Origin of the sequence: Frankia sp. AvcI1, from assembly GCF_001420875.1 — a bacterium.
Taxonomy (GTDB): Bacteria; Actinomycetota; Actinomycetes; order Frankiales; family Frankiaceae; genus Frankia; species Frankia alni.
The window spans coordinates 105,290-123,439 of record NZ_LJFZ01000021.1; the positions used below are offsets into that span (position 1 = coordinate 105,290).

An 18,150-nucleotide genomic window follows, 5' to 3' on the forward strand; every position below is an offset into this window, starting at 1 on the left:
TATTCCTTCGTGCACGTCACCCTCGGCGGTGGTGGGGACGGCGGTGGTGCGGATGGCGGTGGTGCGGATGGCTGAGTCGGGTCGGAGGTGCGAGCCGGGCGGCGGGCCCGTTCCCCGGGGCCGGGCCGGTGTCGCCGGTCTGGTCCGACCCCGCACCCCGGCCACCACGGGCACGCCCTGCTCTGCGGCCCAGCCGCTCGCCGACCTGTTGGACCGGCTCGTGGATCGCGGTGTCGTGATCAGCGGAGACGTCGTGATCGCCCTCGCCGGGGTCGACCTGATCCGGCTCGATCTGCGGCTGCTCCTCGTCGGCATCCAGACGGCCGTGGAGGGTGCTGGGGAGGTGGCGGAATGAGTGGTTCCGGCGGTGCCGGTCGCCCGTTGCGCCTCGACGCCGACCCGGACCAGGTCGGTCGAGGTCTGGGACAGCTCGTCGTGGTCGTCCTCGAACTGCTGCGCGAGGTCCTGGAACGCCAGGCGATCCGCCGGATGGACGGCGGCGAGCTGACGGCGCAGCAGCTCGACGACCTGGGCCAGGCACTGATCGAGATCCGGCACAGCCTCGAGCGGGTCCGCACGTCGCTCGGTGTCACCCAGCGGGAGGCCGACGACGCCGTCGCCCGGGCGCGCCGCCTCGTCGAGGCCGGCGCCGGGGCGGTCCCGGACCGCGGGCCGATGGCACCCGCGCGGCGCTCCGCCCGATCCTGCGCCGACCAGCAATCCTGTCAGAAGGCGAGGTCAGCNCCATGACCGTTGCCAGTCGTCCGATCAATCGAGCTCCCCAACCGAGCAGTCTCGCCGACGTCCTAGACGTGGTTCTCGACAAGGGGATCGTCATCGACGCCTACGTTCGCGTCGCGCTGGTGGGAATCGAGATCCTCACGATCGACGCGCGGATCGTCATTGCCAGCGTCGACACCTACCTGCGGTTCGCGGAAGCGGTGAACCGGCTCGATCTGCAGCCCAGGGAGCAGGTCGCGGGCCTTCCCGGGCTCATGCACGAGGTCACCGAGGGCACCGCTCGGCACAAGACGAGCGGAGCACTCGGCGGACTCAAGGACACCGCCGAGGAGGTGGTCGGCGCGCTGCGTGGTGCGCCCGTCGAGGAACGTCGCGGGCGGGACCTGCCGGTAGGTCGCGAGGCCCCGGCAGAGCGCCGCGGCGGCAAGAAGGGGTGAGCGCCGTGCCCGTCATCGTGTATGGCGTCACGCGAGCGGGGCACCCGGCTCCCGAACCCGCCCCGCCCGGCCTTGGCCACCCCCCGGAACCGGTGCATCTGGTGCGCTTCGGGCCGTTGTCGGCCGCGGTGAGCTGCACCGCCGACGTCGGGGTCCTCGGCGACCAGGAGGCGGTGCACCATCTGGACATCCTGCAGCGGCTGCTGGCACGAGGCCCCGTGCTGCCCCTGCGGTTCGGCACGGTCGCCCCCGACGAGGACGCCGTGCGCGCGGAGGTCCTCGCGCCGCTGGTCGACGTGATGCCGGAGCGGCTCGACGCCGTCGATGGTCTCGTGGAGCTGCGTCTCGACGTGGACGAGGAGGAGCACTCCGCGTTGCAGGCGGTGCTCCCCGGGTCGCCGGCGGCCGCTTACCCGCCACCGGACGATCTGGACGAGCGGATCAGGTTCGGGCAGGAGATCGCCGAGCTGGTCGTGCAGCGGCGGCAGCGGCAGGCCGACGAGATCCTCAGCGAGCTGCAGCCGCTGGCCCGCTCCGATCGGCCGCGACGGCGACACGGCGGGGCAGAGGATCCCGTGCTCAGTTGGGCCTTCCTGCTGGCCGCCGACGACGTCGAGACCTTCGACGCCGCGGTCGCGAGGCTGCGTCGGGCCCGCCCGGAGCTCTCGATCGAGTACGTCGGTCCGTTGCCCGCCATCGACTTCATCGAAATCCCCACCGTCACCCGGGCTTCAGCGGCGGGACCCGCCGACTCGTTTGCGGGCACCGGCCGCTGGGGCTGGGGACCGGAGGGGGACGACCGCAAGGGAGATGATCAACCGTGAGTAGTGCGAAGATCGCCGCGGCGCTCGTCGGCGGCTACGTCCTCGGCCGGACCAAAAAGGCGAAGACGGCCATCGGCGTGGCGCTCTGGCTCACCGGACGCCATCACGACCCCAAGGATGTCCTGCGGGATCAGGCCGTGAAGCTGCTGAAGTCCCCCCAGGGCGAGGAGCTGCTCGCCCAGGTGCGCGGGCCGGTCGTGGAGGCCGGCCGGCGTGCCGCCCTGTCGGTGTACGAGTCCCAGGTCGAGCGTCTCACCGAGAACCTGCAGCAACGGACCCAGCAGCTCGCGGAGACCCTCACCGAGAAGGGCGGCACCACCGCGAAGGCGGCGGCCGGAGCCGTGACCGACGTCCTGAAGACGGTGCCCGGCGCCGGGGGAAAGAAGGACGAGCAGGCGCCCGCGGGGGAGGAGGCGGACGGCACCCCCGAGGGGCAGGCCGAGGGCAGTCCTGGCGAGCAGGCCGAGGGCAGCACCGGCGACCAGCGCGACGGCGCTGCTGGTGATCAGGCCGAGGAATCCGACCAGGGGTCGACGGGAGCGGAGCGGGAGGAGGCGGAGACCGAGGAGAAGGGGTCCGACGACAGTGATGGGGAACGCCGTCCCGCCGGCCNTGCCCCTGCACCCGCGCGCGGCGCTCGTCCTCGCCCTCTCATGGCGGAAGCCGAGTGACGACAGATCGATGAGGAGGGGACATGACGCAGACGACGGCAAAGCAGACGGGCATAGTCGGNGCCCTGCGCGAGAACCCGGCGACGAAGAACCTGGTCGACCAGGCGAAGAACCTGGCGAAGGCGCGGGGTGCCCAGCTGGTCGGGAAGACGACGGAGCGGCTCACCTCGGGTACGGACAAGCTGAACGTGCTCNCCGACACGGGCGGTNCGGCCTCCGCGCTCAAGGCGGGCTCCCAGCAGCTGGCCAGCGGGAAGTCGCCNCTGCGGGCCGCGTTCGCGACGGCGGCCACGGCGGCGAAGGACAAGGTCAAGTCGGTGCTGCATCTCGGTGGCAAGGGGGCCGGCGGAAAGGGCGGGCCGCCGAAGGCCACGAACATCGAGGAGACGATCGATGTCGGGGTGCCGGTCTCCGTGGCCTATGACCAGTGGACGCAGTACCCGCAGTTCTCTCGCTTCATGAAGGGNGTCGAGGCGGTGGACGCGAAGAGCGAGACCGAGCAGAACTGGCGGGTCAAGGTCTTCAAATCCCGGCGTAGCTGGGCGGCCAAGGTCCAGGAGCAGATACCGGACCGGCGGATCGTGTGGACCTCGGAGGGCCCGAAGGGCTCCACCAAGGGAGCCGTCACGTTCCACCCGCTCGCCGACGACCTGACCCGGGTGCTGCTGGCCATGGAATACTACCCGTCCGGACTCATGGAGAAGATCGGTAATATCTGGCGGGCCGGTGGTCGACGGGCCCGGCTCGATCTCAAGCATTTCCGCCGCTACATCACGATGCAGGGTGAGGCGAGCGGTTCGTGGCGGGGNGTGATCCGCGACGGCGAGGTCGTCCAACGGCCCGACGAAGGAGAACAGGGCGCGGAGGAGTCCGAGGGCACGCGGGACGCCGACGACGCGGCCAACTCGGGCCGCGGCGACGCCGGGCGGCCCGCGGGCGCGACACCCGGGCCCTCGGGCGAGGACACCGGCGACGAGTCCGAACAGACCTCCGACGCTGAAGCCAGGCCCAAGGCGTCGGTCGGCGGCTGATCGTCCATGCCGGCGGGACGTGCCGGAGGGTGATCTCGGCAGGCGGGCCGGGCCCGACGACCGGGGGCCTCGTCGTCGCCGACGAGGCTACGGCCGCGCGCAGGGCACGCGGTCAGGCCGGGGCCCCGGCCAGCAGGGCGTCGATCTGGCCCAGGGCCTCGGACATGCCCTCGACCATGCCCATGGACACCATCTGCTCCATCGCCTCGGAGGAGGGGAAGGTGCTCTCGATCGTCATCACGGTCGCCGACTCGTCCTCCGCGGTGAGCCGGACGCGGACGATCGTGGTGGGCATGTCGAGGTTGGGGCGGCCCTCGTCGTCGGCGAAGCCGTCCTCGAACTCCAGCCGGTGCGGGACGTCGACCGCCCGGACGCGCCACCATCCGTAGTGCCTGTCTCCCTCCGGCCCGGTCATGAAGTAGGTGACCGAGCCGCCGGGAGCCAGGTCGTGCTCGACGACCGTCGCCGGGTAGGTCGGCGGGCCCCACCACCGCTCGAGCTGGCGCGGGTCGGCCCAGATCCNCCACACCCGCTGCGGCGGTGCCTCGAACCTGGAGCTGATGGCGAGGCTGAGGGCCTCAGGATCGGTCTTCACGTCGATCACGGTCATGCGCGTTGCTCCCTGCCGTCTGTATCGTTCGTCGGATCTGGTCGGTGCCTGTCTGCGGTGTCGCTGATTGCGGTGTCGCTGTCTGCGGTGTCGCTCTCGGGTGGGTCCGGCTCGGCGAGGATCGCGGCCATCCGATCGATGCGTCCCCGCCACAGGTCCGCAAGCTCGTCCAGCAACCGACGCACCTCGCGCAGCGCGTCCGCGTTGCCCCGCACGCGCTGCTCCCGACCCTGCCGCCGCTTCGTGACCAGCCCGGCGCCCTCCAGCACCGCCACGTGCTTCTGCACGGCCGCGAAGCTCATCGGGAACCGCCGGGCCAGGTCGGAGACCGAGTGCTCACCGGTCAGGGTGAGTGCCACGATCTCGCGCCTCGTCGCGTCGGCCAGGGCATGGAAGAGGCGATCGGCCTGCTCGGTGGAGCTCTGATCTACAACCATCAGGTTGTACGTTAGCGGACGCCGGTGAACGAGGCAAGGTCGGCGTCACCGCAACCGCCGGTCCGTGCGGCGGCGGCCGACGACCTTCCCGCTCTGGCTGCCCGCTCCCGGCCGCCCGCGTCCGCAAGCTCGCGTCGCCTGTGCCGCCCGCAGGCTCGCGTCGCCCGTTCCGCCCGTTCCGCCCGTTCCGCCCGTTCCGCCCGTGCCGCCCGTTCCGCCCGTGCCGCCCGTTCCGCCCGTGCCGCCCGTTCCGCCCGTGCCGCCCGTGCCGCCCGTTCCGTCCGTGCCGCCTGTCCGTCCGTGCCGCCTGTCCGTCCGTGCCGCCTGCAGGCTCGCGTCGGTCGCTCTCGTCTGCACACTCGCGTCGATCGCTCTCGGTCTTGGACCCGCGCTGCGGGTTCGGGCGCGTGCGGACTGCTCTCGGCCCTGTGTCCGCTCATGCCCTCATGCGCTACCCGCCCAGGCGCTAACGCTCGGAGCTGGCTGCGGCGCTGTCTGCTCCGCAGGCCTGTCCCCCAGGGTTGTCGGGGGCGCGAGTCTCGGCGCGGCCTACCGGTGCGGTTCGAGCTCGCTGCCGGTGTCACCGGTTCCTGAGATGCCCCACCGGAACCCGGAAGTTGCCCCCTCCACTGTCATCGGGCGCCCGGCGCACCAAGACCGGACACACGCTGGGAGCGGCCACTCCGTAAGAGTACGACTACGACTCATTGTTGGCGGATCGGCACGGAGATGGTTCTGCTGNCGCCGCAGGGGGACAGCCTTGGTGCTGTGGTCGTGCCTTCCGTCCGCGTGGCGAACAGAAAGCCGCCCTGGTTACGGATACGAACATACGTTCGACTTTTGAAAGGGATTTACTTAGGCTTTCCTCATGGTCTGGAATTCTGCCGGTGCCGGTGGGTCGTNTGCGCTGCTCGAAGGGGTCGCGGCAGTGTCCTCCGGGGTGGACGAGCTGAACGACGGCCGAGTGTGGGCGCTGTCGGATGCCGAGCTGGATGCCTGTCTGATTGACTGCACGGCGGTAATGACACGGCTAGCGGCGTTTCGGCTTCAGGTGGTCGCTGAGGTGCACGGCCGGGGTCTGGCGCGGNGGGTCGGTGCAAGCAGCACAGCGGCGTTGCTGCGGGAACGGCTGCGGCTGCGGGCGGCGGACGCCGGCCGTCTGGTTGATCTGGCCGTGGCCGTGGACGGCCCGCTGGCGGCCACCGGGCAGCGGCTGGCCGCGGGGGAGATCCGTGTGGAGCAGGCATTGGTGATCGCTGCGGGGATGCGGTCGCTGCCCGCCGAGGCGACCGCAGACGTGCGCCGGCGGGCGGAGGCGTTCCTGCTGCGGCAGGCCGATGAGTTCGATCCGACCGCGCTGGCCCGGCTGGCCCGTCACCTACGCGAGACCTTGACCTGGGTAGATCCCAGCCCCGGCGGCGATCCGCCCGAGTCGACTCCCGGCGGCGGGTCTGCCAGCCAGGGCGATGCGCCGGATGCCAGCGGGCAGTCCGGTGACGGAGAGTCAGGCGGTAGCGGCGCGAACAACGGCCAGCCCCACANCCCCGCTGNCCCCGCCGGCCCTGCCGATCCCGGGGGTCCCGGCGCCGATCCCGGCGGTCTGGCTGGTGGGGGTGGAGAGGATCCGGCGGGGCGGCGGGGGCTGTGGTTGTCGGAGTTGCCGGACGGGATGACCCGGATCAGCGGCGAGCTCGAGGCGGAAGCCGCCGCTCTGCTGCGCACCGCGCTGGACTCGCTGTCCGCACCCCGCCCCGCCTTCGACGGCACTCTCGACCCGCGTAACCCCGCCCGGCGGCGCGCCGACGCCCTCGTCGACCTGCTCGGCCGCCCCCTCGACACTGCCGCACTGCCCGTCACCGGCGGGATCCGCCCGCACCTGGCCGTGACCGTCCCCTGGGCGGCGCTGCTCGGCGGCTCTGGCCTGCCCGCGACCACCAGTTGGGGACAGCCCCTTTCCCGGGAGGTCCTTCGTCGCATCGCCTGTGACGCGTCGGTCCGTCGCATCATTCTCGACCCCGCCGGCGTCCCCCTCGACGTCGGCCGTGCGCACCGCACTGTCACCGCCGACATCCGCCAGGCACTGATCGCCCGGGACAACGGCTGCGCGTTTCCCGGCTGCGATCGTCCGGTAGGATGGTGCGAAGCGCATCATATCCGCCATTGGATTGACGGCGGTCATACTTCGCTGGACAACAGCGTCCTTCTCTGCGGTTATCACCACCGGACTGTCCACCATCAGGGTTGGACCGTTCAACTAGGCCCTGACCGGCGACCCGAATTCCTGCCTCCGGCCTGGATCGACCCCGACCGTACCCCCCGCCGGAATCCCTACACCCGCCACCCCCACTCCCTACTCTACGACGTCGCCGCCGGATGAACCCGACCGCAGCCGTGACCATATTCCGCCTGCTCTCGCTCGCAATTGGGCGAGGACTAACCCCTCGGTGGCGGCCCCGGCTCTGGGCGGCCCCGAACACTGGAGGCGAGCAGTTGATGGATGACGACAGCGACATGATGGCCACTCATCCGGCGGAAGGGGACTGCTGGCATGGCGCCGACCCCGCCGAGGGGCTCCGAGCCAGTGAACGTCGGCTGCAGGCGGCGCAGTTGGCCTCCGACGTCGAGGTGCTCGACGAGCCNATCGATGAGCGACTCGTGTTCACGGGGCCCGACGGCGCACTCCACACCAAGGCGGATGACCTGCACATCCACCGGTCCGGCGACCAGGTGATGAACAAGGTCGTCGAGGAGGACCTCACCGTCATCGTCGCTGGGCGGACCGGCGTGACCCTCTTTCTCGGCACGGTCGAGGGCCGGCTGCGCGGCGAACCGTTCAGCGCCCGCGTCCGCTACACCCGCACCTGGCATCGCGGCGAGCACGGCTGGCGGTTGCTCGCGGCCCACGTCAGCGCCGCATGACCGGCGCCGGCAGCGGCCCCCCACGGCACCGCGACACCATCGCCGGCCGCGGATACCGGCGACGGGCGGTTCCGAGAAAGGACGCCGGTTCCGGAAGAAGGGTAGGCGACTCCGGGGGACGTCAGACGGCTTCGCAGGAGGACGGTCGGCCGCGGGGACGGCCGGCCGGTCTGCGGTCCGCATCGCCTTGCCCGGCCGGCCGCCACGACCCACGCCCAGCCCGTGGCCGTCGCGGATGCCCGGTTCCCGACCCTCGTCCGGCGGTTGTCCGCACGGTGCCACCGCCGGGACGTCACAGGCGCGATCCCCGGTCAGTCGCGGGCGAAACCCCGACGGTCGCCGACCCGCTCAGCCGCGGATGAGCAGTACGACGGCCGCGGTCACCCCGCCGAGGGCGACGGCGGCGGCGCCGACGTCGAGGCGGTTGTCGCGCAGGACGGGCAACCGGGCGTCGACCGAGAGGCGACCGGGGCCGGTCAGGGCGAGAGACAGGGCCGCCATGGCGATCAGGATCTCGTACTCGATGCCGTCCGGGGCGAAGAACCCGCCGCCCCAGCGGATCGCCATGGCATTGATCAGCGTGCCGAGGATCGCGGCGGCGGCGAGCGGCGTGAGCAGGCCGACTGCCAGGCCGATTCCACCGAGGGTCTCGGTGAGCCCGGCGACGACGGCGAAGGCCCGGCCCGACGGATAGCCGGCGCTGGTGAAGAACGCCCCGGTGCTGTCGAGGCCGCCGCCGCCGAACCAGCCGAACAGCTTCTGGGTGCCGTGGCCGGCCATGGTGACGCCGACGGTCAGACGCAGCAGGAGCAGTCCGAGATCGCGCCCCGTCGGCGCCGGGCGCCGACGTGCCTTCTCTGCGCGTGCATCGCCTGCTCCGATGATCGCTCCGTCTCCCGTCCGGCCAGGGGCTGCTTGCTGAGCATCCAATGTCATTGACGCATCGTATACAGACGATCACTTTTCGCGTCCGCGACCCCGGTCGCGATCGACCCCCCGGGGGTGTCACATCCGNCTGAATGCGTCGATGTCCTGGTAGAAGTCGCGGACGGTCTGTTCGGTCGGCGACGGCCCACGTCCCGAGGGGCGAACGCGAGCCGGCGCACACCGGGGATACTCGGGGTTGGCCCGCGTCACCCCGGGCGATGGCGACCTAGGCCCGGCGGGCCGACCTGGAGGAGCGTCGGATGAAGTCGTCGGCTCGCCTCGNCCGCCCGGTGAACGCCGACGCCGAGCGCACCCGGCGCCGGATCCTGCTGGCGGCGATGACGCATGTGGCCGAGGTGGGGTACTCGAGGGCGACGATGAAGTCCATCGCCGAGCAGGCGGACCTGACGAGCGCGGCGATCTACCGGTACTTCCCGTCCAAGGCGGACCTGGTCCTCCAGGCGCTCGACGACGTCTTCGCCGACGTGGTGGGGCGGCTGGAGGCGGCGGCCTTCTCCGTCGAGGGGCTGCGGGCCCGTCTGGTCGCCCTGCTGGAGGAGGCCCTCGCGTGCATGGCGGATCACCCGTCGATGACCCGCTTCGAGGCGAGCCTGCTGTTCGAGTCGACGCACTCGCCGGAGTTCGCGGCCGCGGTGGGGTACCGCCGCCACACCGAGGAGACGCTCTACCGTCGGCTGGTCGTCGAGGCGGTCGACACCGGTGAGCTGCCCGTCGGCACCTCCGTCGAGGCCATGGTCGATCTGCTCACCTCGGTGAGCTGGGGGCTGACCCACCTGTCGGTGACGGCCACGGCCGATCGACACCGGGCGGCCATCCGACTGACCGAGTCGTTGCTCGCCCAGGGATTCCCGACCGGCTCCTGAGCGGGAGCGGCCCGCCCCACCCGCCCTGCAGGCGCCGTGGGTGTCGGGCGGGTCGGCGTGGCGGGCGGCGGTGTGGCGACCTGGCCGATTCCTGCCGATCCATCGCCGTTCGAGCATTGACATGAGCTACGTCACATCTTAAAGTAAGTGACTGTTTATTTACTTCTACGTCACTGCCGTGCAGGCGACCGCCGGATGCGGCGCGCCGGGGGACCCGACGCGCACCGGTGCGGGCGCACCCGCGAAGGAGGAGATGCGTTGACCATCCACGCCGAACCGGAGGCTCCCAGGCGGGCGGCCTCGCCGGCCTTCCCCCACGCGATCACCGATCCCTCGCGGGTACCGGTCGGACGGTACNTCGACCGGGNGTTCGCCCGGCGGGAGAACGAGAAGCTGTGGCCGCACGCCTGGCAGTTCGCCTGCCGGCTGGACGAGATATTACGGCCCGGCGACTTCACCGAATACCGCATCAACGACCAGTCCATCCTCATCGTGCGGGAGACCGCCGACACCGTGAAGGCGTACTTCAACGCCTGCCGGCACCGGGCGACCGCGCTGGGAAACGGCACCGGCACGTTCCACGGCGGTCAGATCGTCTGCCCCTACCACGGCTGGCGGTGGAACCTGGACGGGTCGAGCTCCTACGTCTACGCACGGCGCGGTTTCGCGCCCGACTGCCTCGATCCGGACTCCCTGCGGCTGCGCGAGTGCCAGGTCGGGACGATGTTCGGGCTGGTCTTCGTCAACATGGATCCCGCGGCCCCTCCGCTGGCCACGGCGATGNCCGGAATCGCGTCGACCCTGGCGCCCATCGGGTTCGAGNGGATGCGGGTCCGCTGGTGGCGTCACCTCATTCTGCCGGCGAACTGGAAGATGGCGCAGGAGGCCTTCATGGAGGCCTACCACATCATGCAGGCGCATCCGTCGCTGAGCATGGGCGCGGCGGACGACGACTACGACATCGACGTGCTCGGCGGCAACTTCGAGTGCTTCGCCGGCGGGCATGCTCATCTGCGGCCCAGCGACGGCTCGGTGCCCGTCCCCGGAATGTCCATGGCGGACTACTTCACCCAGTTCAACAACGCGCTCTACGTCGGGACGGACGCGTACGCGACCGACCGGGAGATGTTTCTCCAGCAGAGCCTGGCGACCCGCGACATCGACCCGGACGAGTACCCCATGGCCTTCTTCGGGGCGCTCTACGAGTACGCAGCGGGCGCCGNCATCCCGCTTCCGCCGCCGGCCACCGACACCACCGGCTATGCGCACATCTTCCCGAACATGACGGTGCTCCCCGCGTACGGGAACTCCATCATCTACCGGGTGCGGCCGAACGGGAACGACCCCGAGTCGTGCCTGTTCGAGGTGTGGGCGGTCCAGATCCCCGCCGACGGCGACGACGAGCCCGACCCCCCGGTCCTGGAGGGCCCGATCGAGATCGAGGACTGGCCGCAGATCTTCAAGGAGGACTTCCGTAACATCGCCGCGCAGCAGAAGGGCGTGCACACCCAGGGCATGCGGGACCTGGTCCTCTCCGGCCGCTACGAGTCGATGATCGTGAACAGTCATCGGGTGATCGACGAATACCTGTCCCGATGACGCCGCGCCCGGCGCGGGTGCGGGTCGAGCCCGCCGGGATCGACCTCCAGGTCGGCGTGGGCGAGACCGTCTTCGCCGCCGCGCTGCGTANGGATCTGACCTGGCCGACGATCTGTTACGGACAGGCTCGGTGCACCGCGTGCGCCCTTCGGGTGGTCGACGGCCACCAGCACCTCGGCCCGCCGGACTCCGTCGAGCAGGGCGTCCTGCGCCAGCTCGCCAGCCGGCGCGGCCGGCGATCCAGTCGTGACACCAGGCTGGCCTGCCGGCTCACCGTCACCGGTGACGTGACGGTCGAGAAACGGGGCGTCCGACCGAATTCCCGGAACGCCGCGGACGCCGACCCGGCGCGGTAGCACCGGCGCGGATCGGCGCCNCCTGCCGCGAAGCCCAGAACCGACTCTCTGACATCTGTGCCGGAGCCCACCGGGGGAGTGCTTCGGAACCGAGGAGCGAGCACCCATGGATTCAGCTGAACCAACACACTTATCCGCGNCCACCGCCGACACCGTCACCGAATCGTTCGACGTGGTCGTGGTCGGATTCGGCGGGGCGGGGGCGTGCGCGGCGATCGCGGCCGCCGAGCGCGGCGCCTCCGTCGTCGTCCTGGACCGCTTCTACGGCGGCGGTTCGACGACGCACTCGGGCGGTGTCGTCTACGCCGGCGGTGGCACCGCCCAGCAGACCCAGGCCGGGGTCACCGACACCGTCGAGGGCATGTACGAGTATCTCCGCCTGGAGGTCGGCGACGCCGTCAGCGCCGGCACGCTGCGCCGGTTCGTCGAGGGCAGCCGGGAGATGCTCGCATGGCTCGGCCGGCAGGGGGTCGAGTTCGAGGGCAGCCTGTGCCCGTACAAGACGTCCTATCCGACGAACCGGCACTACCTCTACTACTCGGGCAACGAGCTGGCCACCGGCTACGCCGACGTCGCGCGCCCGGCACCGCGGGGGCACCGCACCCACGCGAGGAACTTCTCGGGGGCGACCTTCTACGGCCGGTTGCGGGACTCTGCGCTGCGCCTGGGGGTCACCTTCCGCCCGCTCGCCGAGGCCCGCGGCCTCGTCGTGGAGAACGGCCGCGTGGTCGGCGTCGACTACGACGGGCCACCGCCGGGACGTGAACCGGGCGGATGGCACCGGACGTACACGGAGCTCGCGGCGAAGGCCCACGTGTGGAATCCGGCGCTCGGCGCCCGGCTCAGCGCGCTCGCGGTCGCCGCCGCCCGTCGGCGGTCGACACCGCGGCGGGTCCGGGCGATCGGCGGGGTGGTGCTGACCACCGGTGGGTACGGCTTCAACCGGGAACTCGTCGCGCGCCACGCCCCCGACTGGGCGGGGCTCGCGGCGCTCGGCACGGCGGGCGACACCGGCGCCGCCCTCGGCCTCGCCGCCGCGGTGGACGCCGCCACCTCGCACCTGGAGAAGATGTCCGGCTGGCGGTTCCTCTCTCCGCCCTCGGACTTCATGCGCGGAATCGTCGTGAACGACCAGGGCGCACGCTTCGCCAACGAGCAACTCTACGGCGCGACCTTCTCCGCGCCCCTCGTCGAGGAGCAGCACGCCCGCGGCTACCTCGTCGTCGACGCCGAGACGTGGCGCCGGGCCCGGGGCCAGATCCGCACGCAGTCGGCGTTCTTCCACCTTCCCCAGCTGGCCTACCTGTTCGGCCCCGCCGGCCACCGGCGCGCCGCCACCCTCGGCGAGCTGGCCCGCCGGGTGGGCATCGACCCGGNCGGCCTGGACAGGACGGTCCGGGAGTACAACGACACGGCCGCGGCCGGCCTGCCGGACCGGTTCGGCAAGACCGGCGAGTTCCACCGCGCGATCGGCGCCGGCCCCTACTACGCGGTGGACGTCTCGGCCCGCACCTCGTCGCTCTACCCGTTCCCGTTCATCACCCTCGGGGGGCTGGTGGTCGACGAGGACAGCGGCGAGGTCCTGCGCCGCGACGCCTCGCGCGTGCCCGGCCTGTACGCCGGGGGGCGGGCGGCGGTCGGCCTGTGCAGCAACAGCTACGTCTCCGGGCTCTCGCTCGCCGACGCCGTCTTCTCGGGCCGGCGCGCCGGTGCGCATGCGGCGGGCCGAGCCGGCCGCTCCACGCAGGCCGTCGCCCCCGGTCAGGCCGCCCACTCCGGTCAGACCNCCCACTCCGGTCAGGCCGCCCATCCCAGTAAGACCGCCCACTCCAGCAAGACCGCCCACTCAAGGCAAGGGGAGCTCTCGTGAGCATCTCGGCACCCCCGGACTCGGCCGCCGCGGTGGATTTCTCCGCGCCTNCGGACCTCGACGTCCAGCTCGGTCTGTTCCGCACCGCCACCCGGATCGCGCGCTTCGACGAGAAGTACCGCTCCCTGATGACCAGCGGNGCGATNGGGGGCATGTACTACTCGCCGCGCGGGCAGGAGTTCGCCGCCGCGTCCGTCGCCGCCCACCTGCGCCGCGACGACTACGTCGTCACCACCTACCGCGGACTGCACGACCAGATCGCCAAGGGCGTGCCGCTGCGCGAGCTGTGGGCCGAGTACCTCGGCAAGGCGGCCGGCACCTGCGGGGGCAAGGGCGGCCCGATGCACGTCACCGCGCCCGAGTACGGGCTCATGGTGACCACGGGCGTCGTCGGATCGGGCCTGCCGATCGCCAACGGGCTGGCCCTGTCGGCCCAGCTCCGCGGCACCGACCAGGTCACCGTGGTCAACTTCGGCGACGGCGCGTCCAACATCGGCGCGTTTCACGAGTCGCTGAACCTGGCGTCGATCTGGCGCCTGCCCGTCATCTTCGTCTNCCAGAACAACCGCTACGCCGAGTACACGCCGCTGCGTGAGGGCACGTCGGTCGACCGGATCGCGCAGCGGGCCGCCGCGTACTCCCTTCCCGGCGTCACCGTGGACGGCAACGATCCGATCGAGCTGTACAACGCCGCCGGCGCCGCGATCGAGCGGGCCAGGACCGGCGGCGGCCCGACGCTGCTGGAGGCGATGACCTTCCGGTTCTGCGGCCACATCATGGGCGACCAGCAGGTCTACATGCCCCCGGAGGAACTGCGGGCCGCCATCGCCGCCGACCCGCTGGTGCGCTTCCGGGCGCAGCTCGCCGCCGATGTCGGCGAGGACGAGCTCGCCGCGGTCGAGCGCGCCGCCGCGGACGAGGTGGCCGACGCCTGGGAGTTCGCGCGAACCGCCGAGCTGCCCGCGGCGAGCGCACTGACCACCGACGTGTACGCGGACACCACGCAGGACGGAGCGACCAGATGACAGGCGCCGGGACGGCGACGCAGCAGAAGGCCCGCACGCTCGGCATGGTGCAGGCCGTCAACGAGGCCCTCGACGTCGCGCTGGGCGCCGACCCGGCGGTCTTCGCCCTCGGCGAGGACATCCAGGAGCCCGGCGGCGGCGGGTTCGGCGTCCACAAGGGCCTGGGTGTGAAGCACGGCGCGCACCGGGTGCGGATGACCCCCATCTCCGAGCAGGCCATCCTGGGCGCGGCGATCGGGGCGGCCATCTCGGGCCTGCGGCCGGTCGCCGAGATCATGCTGATGAACTTCGTGCACGTCTGCATGGACCAGCTCGTCAACCACGCCGCGAAGCTGCGTTACATGTCCGGCGGGCGGACGCCGGTGNCGCTGACCGTGCGGACCGCCACCGGTGCGGGCGGCGGCTTCGGCGCACAGCACTCGGACATGCTCGAGGCCCAGCTCGTGCACGCGGCCGGGCTCAAGGTGGTGGTGCCGAGCAACCCGGCGGACGCCAAGGGGCTGCTGCTGTCCTGCATCTTCGACGACGACCCGTGCGTGTTCGTCGAGGTGACCGGGCTGTACTTCGCCGCCCGCGGCCCGGTGCCCGAGGGGGACTACCGGATTCCGCTGGGCCAGGCGCACATCGCCCGGGCGGGTGATGACATCACGGTGATCACCTACGGGCGCCAGGTGGCCGACTGCCTGGCGGTCGCCGAGCAGCTCGCGGGCGAGGGGGTGGGCGTCGAGGTGATCGACCTGCGCACCCTGCAGCCACTCGACACCACGACCCTGCTCACCTCCGTCGCCCGGACCCGCCGGGCCGTGGTCGTCCACGAGGCGGTGCGCCGCAACGGCTTCGGCGCCGAGCTCTCCGCGACGATCCACGCCGAGCTGTTCGGCCAGCTCGCGGCCCCCGTCGCCCGGGTCACCGCGCCCGACACGCCGGTGCCCTACGCGCGCTCCCTGGAGGAGGCCTACATCCCGAGCCAGGCACGGATCGCGGCGGCCATCCGCTCCACGCTCTGACCTGGCCGGCGATCCAGGCACCGAACCGATCAGCCGAACAGTCAGAGGAGACACGCCCGGTGGCGGAGGAACTGCGCATTCCCCAGCTCGGAGTGACGATGACCGAGGGCGTCATCGGCGAGTGGCTCGCCGATGACGGAGCCGCCGTCGAGGCGGGCCAGCCGCTCTACGTCCTGGCGACCGACAAGACCGAGACCGAGATCGAGGCGCCCGCCGCGGGCACGCTGGTGATCCTCGGCGTGCCGGAGGAGACCTACCCGGTGGGCACCCTGGTCGGCCGGATCGAGTGACCGCGAGGCACCCCGCCGCGGTCCTACCAGGCGGGGTGCAGCTCGCGGGCCCGGCAGAGGTCCTGGGCCTCGATCGTCGTGCCGAGCAGGGAGTCGGCGTCGGGGCTGTCCAGCAGCCAGCGCACGGTCGCGCCGATCGCCGAGGGGGGAGNGGCCCCGACGAGCTCGCGACCGTAGTCGCGCACCGAGATCTCGTTGCGCTCGGTGGCGACGAAGCCGGGCTCGACGTTGAACACGCGCAGCCCGCGCCCGGCGTATTCGGTGTGCAGGATTCCGACCAGCGGGTTTCCCGACGCCTTGCCGACGGCGTAGGCCAGCCCCCAGCCGCCCTGCCCGGCCGGGGCGGGCGGGACGAGCCACGNGGCGCCGGAGGTGATGGTGACGACGGCCCCGCCGCCGCGGGCGAGCATCGCCGGCAGCAGCGCGCGGGTGAGGATGATCGGGGCGATGCAGTGCGCCTCGAACATCTTCTCGTAGGCGTCGAGCGGGGTGTCNAGGAAGACGTCCATGATTCCGGGGCCGATGTAGCGCCCGTTGTGGACGATGACGTCCACGCCGCCCCAGGTGTCGAGGATGCGGCGCGCGGCCGCCTCGACCGATTCCCGGTCGGTCAGGTCGCACGGTACGACCAGGGCCTCGCGCCCGCGGGCCTCGATCTCGGCGGCGGTCTCGGCCAGGCTGCCGGGTAAGGGGCGCTCGTCGGAGTGGTGCACCGTCAACGCGTTGTCGCGGATCTCGCCCGGCCGCACCGTGCGGGCCGAGACCGCCAGGTCGTAGCCGGCCTCGGCCAGGGACAGGGCGATCGCCTTGCCGATGCCGCGGCTCGCGCCGGTGACGAATGCTGTGGGCATCAAACCTCCAGAGCCGGATTGGATCATCAACAACCTATCGTCTTGTAGTGATCGCCGTCACCTGTGGCGGGGAGCCAGGTCTGTTGCAAGCCCGCCGCAAGCGGACCGCCGCGCAGGCCAAGCGGCGGCCAAGTGGGCGTCGGCACGGTGGAGCACGTCCACAGATTCGTGCCTCACCTGGGGAGCCGCCCATGTCCACGCTCGCGCCCGACCCCGCCGCCCCCGAGCGCACCGCCCTTGATCGCACCGTCCCCGATCGCACTGCCCTCGCCACCGCCCTCGATCGCGGGCTGGCCGACCTCGCCGGGCGTATCGGTGGTGAGATCCTGCTGCCCGGCAGCGACGCCTACGCCGCCACCGCCACGCCGTGGAACGTCACCGCCGCCTCGGCGCCGGTGGCCGTCGTCGCCGTCGCGGACGCCGCCGACGTGGCGGCCGCGATCCGCTTCGCCGACGTCCACGACCTCGACGTCGTCGTCCAGGCGACGGGGCACGGCGCGGTGGCGTACAGCCGGCCGAGCCTGCTCGTGCACACCGGGCGGCTCGACGAGGTGACCATCGACCCGGTGCGCCGCACGGCCCGCGTCGGCGCCGGGGTGCGCTGGCAGCGGGTGCTCGACGCCGCCGCGCAGCACGGTCTCGGCGCGCTGGCCGGCTCCGCGCCGCACGTCGGCGTCGTCGGCTACCTCACCGGGGGCGGGCTGTCCCCGGTGGCCCGGACCTTCGGCTACGGCAGCGACCTGGTGACCGCGTTCGACGTCGTCACCGGCGACGGCGAGCCGCGCCGGGTCACCGCCACGCAGAACCCGGCGCTGTTCTGGGCGCTGCGCGGCGGCAAGGGCGCGCTCGGCGTGGTCACCGCGGTGGAGTTCGCGCTGCTGGACGTCGCGGAGCTCTTTGGCGGCTGCCTGTACTTCGACGGTACTCACGCGGACCGGGTCGTGTCGGCGTGGAAGACCTGGTCGGCGGGCCTGCCGGAGCAGGCGACCACGTCGCTGGCGGTGCTGCGGCTGCCGCCGTCGCCCGCGGTGCCGCCGCCGCTGGCGGGCCGGTGCACGGTCGCGGTCCGCTTCGCCTGGGTCGGCGACTCCGCGGACGGCGAGCGGATCGTCGACCCGATCCGCGGGCTGGCACCGGTCATCCTCGGCGGCCTCGGGGTCCTGCCCTTCCACGCGCTTGGCATGATCCACGCCGACCCGGTCGACCCGATGCCGGTCCACGAACGCGCGGCGCTGCTGCGCGACCTGCCGGACACGGCGGTGCAGACCCTGCTGCGGCTGACCGGGCCCGACTCGGCGTGCCCGCAGGTCATCGTCGAGCTGCGGCTGCTCGGCGGGGCGCTGGGGCGCGAGCCCCGCGAGCCCAGCGCCGTCTGCCACCGGGACGCGGCGTATTCGCTGCTGACCATCGGCGTCGCCGCGCCGCCGATCGTCGAGGCCACCGTCGGGCACGCCGCCGGCCTGATGGCGGCGATGCGACCCTGGACGGACGGGCGCTCGGCGCCGAACTTCGAGGCGAGCGCGGACCCGGCGGTCGTCGCCGGCAAGTACGATCCCGCCGTGCTGACCCGGCTCGCCACCCTCACCGCCGGCTACGACCCGAACGCCCGCATCGCGGCGTCCCACCCGGTGCGTGCCGCGGCCGGCCTGCTGCACTCCTGAGCGGGCGAGG

At 72.1% G+C, this 18,150-nt stretch carries 16 protein-coding genes and 14 pseudogenes; 24 read left to right on the forward strand and 6 right to left on the reverse strand.

Annotated elements, in window-relative coordinates:
- The first annotated feature begins 67 nt into the window (after positions 1 to 67).
- The 6 genes and pseudogenes from UK94_RS20700 to UK94_RS60080 all read left to right on the forward strand — a co-directional run.
- Positions 68 to 355, forward strand: a complete 288-nt coding sequence (locus UK94_RS20700) for a gas vesicle protein (RefSeq protein WP_083866999.1) — start codon at positions 68 to 70, stop codon at positions 353 to 355.
- Positions 352 to 743, forward strand: a 392-nt coding sequence (gvpK, locus tag UK94_RS20705; RefSeq protein ID WP_157734376.1) for a gas vesicle protein GvpK, incomplete at its 3' end; no start/stop codon positions are given. The genes UK94_RS20700 and gvpK, both read left to right, overlap by 4 nt.
- 3 nt (positions 744 to 746) lie before the next feature.
- Positions 747 to 1,178, forward strand: a complete 432-nt coding sequence (locus UK94_RS20710; RefSeq protein ID WP_011604174.1) for a gas vesicle structural protein GvpA — start codon at positions 747 to 749, stop codon at positions 1,176 to 1,178.
- A gap of 5 nt (positions 1,179 to 1,183) precedes the next feature.
- Positions 1,184 to 2,002 (forward strand): GvpL/GvpF family gas vesicle protein, encoded by an 819-nt coding sequence (locus UK94_RS20715; protein ID WP_041940497.1) that lies wholly within the window; start codon positions 1,184 to 1,186, stop codon positions 2,000 to 2,002.
- A gap of 1,072 nt (positions 2,003 to 3,074) precedes the next feature.
- Positions 3,075 to 3,139 (forward strand): annotated as a pseudogene (locus tag UK94_RS76330) (cyclase); the annotation flags it as partial.
- Position 3,140: 1 nt separating this feature from the next.
- A pseudogene (locus tag UK94_RS60080) lies at positions 3,141 to 3,481 on the forward strand (SRPBCC family protein); the annotation flags it as partial.
- A gap of 335 nt (positions 3,482 to 3,816) precedes the next feature.
- Here the strand turns inward: UK94_RS60080 and UK94_RS20730 are convergent.
- Positions 3,817 to 4,226 (reverse strand): SRPBCC domain-containing protein (locus tag UK94_RS20730; RefSeq protein ID WP_268761531.1); only part of this gene is annotated, 410 nt, incomplete at its 5' end.
- Positions 4,227 to 4,310: 84 nt separating this feature from the next.
- Entirely contained in the window at positions 4,311 to 4,751 is a 441-nt protein-coding gene (locus UK94_RS20735; protein ID WP_011604179.1) for a metalloregulator ArsR/SmtB family transcription factor, read from the reverse strand.
- Between the two features lie 964 nt (positions 4,752 to 5,715).
- On the opposite strand from UK94_RS20735, the gene UK94_RS60090 reads away from it, so the two are divergent.
- The 3 genes and pseudogenes from UK94_RS60090 to UK94_RS60100 all read left to right on the forward strand — a co-directional run.
- Positions 5,716 to 5,838, forward strand: a 123-nt coding sequence (locus UK94_RS60090) for a hypothetical protein (RefSeq protein ID WP_313949562.1), incomplete at its 3' end; no start/stop codon positions are given.
- Between the two features lies 1 nt (position 5,839).
- Positions 5,840 to 6,292, forward strand: a pseudogene (locus UK94_RS60095) (DUF222 domain-containing protein); the annotation flags it as partial.
- Positions 6,293 to 6,302: 10 nt separating this feature from the next.
- Positions 6,303 to 7,128 (forward strand): HNH endonuclease signature motif containing protein (locus UK94_RS60100; RefSeq protein ID WP_235488962.1); only part of this gene is annotated, 826 nt, incomplete at its 5' end.
- Between the two features lie 890 nt (positions 7,129 to 8,018).
- Here the strand turns inward: UK94_RS60100 and UK94_RS20750 are convergent.
- A complete protein-coding gene (locus UK94_RS20750) occupies positions 8,019 to 8,606 on the reverse strand; it encodes a DoxX family protein (protein WP_011604183.1) in 588 nt (195 codons plus the stop codon).
- A gap of 281 nt (positions 8,607 to 8,887) precedes the next feature.
- On the opposite strand from UK94_RS20750, the gene UK94_RS20755 reads away from it, so the two are divergent.
- The 14 genes and pseudogenes from UK94_RS20755 to UK94_RS20785 all read left to right on the forward strand — a co-directional run bounded on the left by UK94_RS20755 (position 8,888) and on the right by UK94_RS20785 (position 15,628).
- Positions 8,888 to 9,481: a TetR/AcrR family transcriptional regulator gene (locus UK94_RS20755; protein ID WP_268761536.1), complete on the forward strand. Its 594-nt coding sequence runs from the start codon at positions 8,888 to 8,890 to the stop codon at positions 9,479 to 9,481.
- 393 nt (positions 9,482 to 9,874) lie between these two features.
- Positions 9,875 to 10,264: Rieske (2Fe-2S) protein (locus UK94_RS60105; protein WP_268761537.1), on the forward strand; the 390-nt coding region annotated here is incomplete at its 3' end.
- A gap of 42 nt (positions 10,265 to 10,306) precedes the next feature.
- On the forward strand, positions 10,307 to 10,703 hold a 397-nt coding region (locus UK94_RS60110), incomplete at its 3' end, for an SRPBCC family protein (RefSeq protein ID WP_313949560.1).
- Between the two features lie 47 nt (positions 10,704 to 10,750).
- Entirely contained in the window at positions 10,751 to 11,080 is a 330-nt protein-coding gene (locus tag UK94_RS60115; RefSeq protein WP_235488992.1) for an SRPBCC family protein, read from the forward strand.
- Positions 11,077 to 11,170 (forward strand): annotated as a pseudogene (locus UK94_RS74540) (ferredoxin); the annotation flags it as partial. The gene UK94_RS60115 and the pseudogene UK94_RS74540, both read left to right, overlap by 4 nt.
- A gap of 1 nt (position 11,171) precedes the next feature.
- Positions 11,172 to 11,436 (forward strand): annotated as a pseudogene (locus UK94_RS20765) (2Fe-2S iron-sulfur cluster-binding protein); the annotation flags it as partial.
- Between the two features lie 140 nt (positions 11,437 to 11,576).
- Positions 11,577 to 12,812, forward strand: a pseudogene (locus UK94_RS20770) (FAD-binding protein); the annotation flags it as partial.
- 1 nt (position 12,813) lies between these two features.
- Positions 12,814 to 13,222 (forward strand): annotated as a pseudogene (locus UK94_RS60120) (FAD-binding protein); the annotation flags it as partial.
- Between the two features lie 179 nt (positions 13,223 to 13,401).
- On the forward strand, positions 13,402 to 13,445 hold a 44-nt coding region (locus UK94_RS74545; RefSeq protein WP_268761538.1), incomplete at its 3' end, for a hypothetical protein.
- Positions 13,446 to 13,452: 7 nt separating this feature from the next.
- A pseudogene (locus UK94_RS60125) lies at positions 13,453 to 13,861 on the forward strand (thiamine pyrophosphate-dependent enzyme); the annotation flags it as partial.
- A 1-nt stretch (position 13,862) separates the two neighbouring features.
- Positions 13,863 to 14,331, forward strand: a pseudogene (locus UK94_RS60130) (thiamine pyrophosphate-dependent enzyme); the annotation flags it as partial.
- Positions 14,328 to 14,696: pseudogene (locus tag UK94_RS60135) on the forward strand (alpha-ketoacid dehydrogenase subunit beta); the annotation flags it as partial. The pseudogenes UK94_RS60130 and UK94_RS60135, both read left to right, overlap by 4 nt.
- Before the next feature lies 1 nt (position 14,697).
- Positions 14,698 to 15,338, forward strand: a pseudogene (locus UK94_RS60140) (transketolase C-terminal domain-containing protein); the annotation flags it as partial.
- Between the two features lie 59 nt (positions 15,339 to 15,397).
- Entirely contained in the window at positions 15,398 to 15,628 is a 231-nt protein-coding gene (locus UK94_RS20785) for a lipoyl domain-containing protein (protein WP_011604190.1), read from the forward strand.
- Positions 15,629 to 15,780: 152 nt separating this feature from the next.
- Here the strand turns inward: UK94_RS20785 and UK94_RS60145 are convergent.
- From UK94_RS60145 to UK94_RS60155, 3 pseudogenes are all read right to left on the reverse strand, one after another.
- Positions 15,781 to 15,989: pseudogene (locus UK94_RS60145) on the reverse strand (SDR family NAD(P)-dependent oxidoreductase); the annotation flags it as partial.
- Between the two features lies 1 nt (position 15,990).
- Positions 15,991 to 16,122 (reverse strand): annotated as a pseudogene (locus UK94_RS60150) (SDR family NAD(P)-dependent oxidoreductase); the annotation flags it as partial.
- A gap of 1 nt (position 16,123) precedes the next feature.
- Positions 16,124 to 16,506 (reverse strand): annotated as a pseudogene (locus UK94_RS60155) (SDR family NAD(P)-dependent oxidoreductase); the annotation flags it as partial.
- Positions 16,507 to 16,670: 164 nt separating this feature from the next.
- On the opposite strand from UK94_RS60155, the gene UK94_RS20795 reads away from it, so the two are divergent.
- The gene (locus tag UK94_RS20795; protein ID WP_011604192.1) at positions 16,671 to 18,140 is read left to right on the forward strand and encodes an FAD-binding protein; all 1,470 of its coding nucleotides are present in this window, start codon (positions 16,671 to 16,673) and stop codon (positions 18,138 to 18,140) included.
- The last annotated feature ends 10 nt before the right edge of the window (positions 18,141 to 18,150 follow it).